At 58.3% G+C, this 1,569-nt stretch carries 2 protein-coding genes; both read right to left on the bottom strand.

The features are described from left to right. Positions 1-266: 266 nt before the first annotated feature. Positions 267-620: a hypothetical protein gene (locus JQ611_RS41395; protein WP_212468840.1), complete on the bottom strand. Its 354-nt coding sequence runs from the start codon at positions 618-620 to the stop codon at positions 267-269. A 289-nt stretch (positions 621-909) separates the two neighbouring features. Beyond that, on the bottom strand, positions 910-1,353 hold the full coding sequence (locus tag JQ611_RS41390) for a hypothetical protein (RefSeq protein WP_212468839.1): 444 nt from the start codon (positions 1,351-1,353) through the stop codon (positions 910-912). Positions 1,354-1,569: the final 216 nt, after the last annotated feature.

The following is a 1,569-nucleotide window of genomic DNA, read 5'->3' as shown; positions in this document are numbered from 1 at the left end:
TCGTTGGATTAGCCCTTCATTGGCGAGTTGGTGTAATTTTGTCTTGATCGACGCCGGCGTCCACACTCCTTCTATTTCCCAGATCGAACGGGCGGATACGGCGTTTTCATCGCCGACGGGCACCAGTTGGAGTTAGCGCGGCTTGATCCATGGTGTCAGGTCTTATTCTTCGCCCTCTCGGCTTGCGGCCGAACTGAATCCTTCGCAACCATCCCGGGGCAGCAAGCGATTAGACGCGAGAAAGCCGCCCTCAGGGTACGGGCAAGTTAGACCAGTCGCAGCGTCAACTGGTGCCGATCTTCTCCCTCATGACGTTCGACAAAATCAGAGAGCGCAGAGGGGAGATCGCGCATCTGCAAATCGCATCGTCGGCGAAGCTCGTGGGCAACATCTTCGGAAACGTCTTCGGACCAACGCTCGGCAGTGTTGAAGGCCACGACCCGGATCGGGTTGCTGTATTGGCCGGTGAGCAGGTCCTGGATGACCGTTTCAAGATCAGTCGTTTCATAGTCGGCTTCACACCAGGCGCGGCCAATTTTGCCGAAGTCATTGGCAACCAGATAGATGGTTTGATTCTGATCGTCGGGAACGATCGACGGCGTCCAATTGGACGTACGCATAAAGCAACTCCACGCGGCGACATACGGCCGATTCAATTTAATTGGTTGTGATTCGTTCCTAGAGGGAACCGGCCCGGTGTCCGCGAAGTTGGATGCACATGGCGATGAGCAGGAATACAACGCGCCCAACCACTCTGCAGCAACGACTGCTTGAAACTGCCAGACAGGCCTTCAAGGAAGCGCAGCGAATTGCACCGGGTCCCGCACGAGACCAGCTTACCAAGCAAGCGAACAAGGCAAAGGCATTAGCAAAAGCGGCGGCACGTCTAAAAGAGTAGTTGCTAGCGGTTCACGCGGGTTGCAGTTCCGCCATATGGACTTTCTGAACGTGACGGTCGGTTACCGCTATATCGATGGCGGCGCCACAGAAACAGCGCGCCTGTCCACTAGTCGATTGCGTCGGCAGGGGCAGGCCAGCGTCATACATGGCGTATTTCCAGGCCGTCCAGGCGCGCTGGCGCCGATACTCGTTGAAATCAGCTTCAGTGCATTTCGGAAGGTAGGCTTTCCAGGCGGCCTCGAAGCCCGCCCGCGCCTCGTCGAAGCTCGGCGCATAGCCGGAGCGGTTAAGCCCCCGGTGTGACGCCGGGTAGAAGCCGACATCCCATCGCCACTGTTTCGCGTGAACCGGCAGCCCCGACTGGACCGCGATCGTGCCGACCTGAACGTCGCCGTAGTAGACGTGCCAGCAGTCGGAGCGTTCGGGGTGAGGGCGGCGGGTGAGGGCGGGCATGCGCTATTGAAGCGCGGGTGGCCGGCTTCGGCAAATTATCAATCCGTCGGGGCCTGGTGTCATTGACCTACAGATTGTCGTGGGTGGGGGTCAGCCGCCAAATGCGGTACGTATAGCAAGTGTGATCATCCAGGCTAATAAGCCGGCTATCGTCGCGATCATGATGTCATTTTCCCGAAAGGGGCCCACGATCATGCCCTCATGCGCGGCAAGACA

The organism is Bradyrhizobium sp. AUGA SZCCT0182 (assembly GCF_018130185.1).
GTDB lineage: Bacteria > Pseudomonadota > Alphaproteobacteria > Rhizobiales > Xanthobacteraceae > Bradyrhizobium.
The sequence above is the reverse complement of the archived record's forward strand: the minus strand, read 5'-3'. Positions and strand labels throughout refer to the sequence as shown.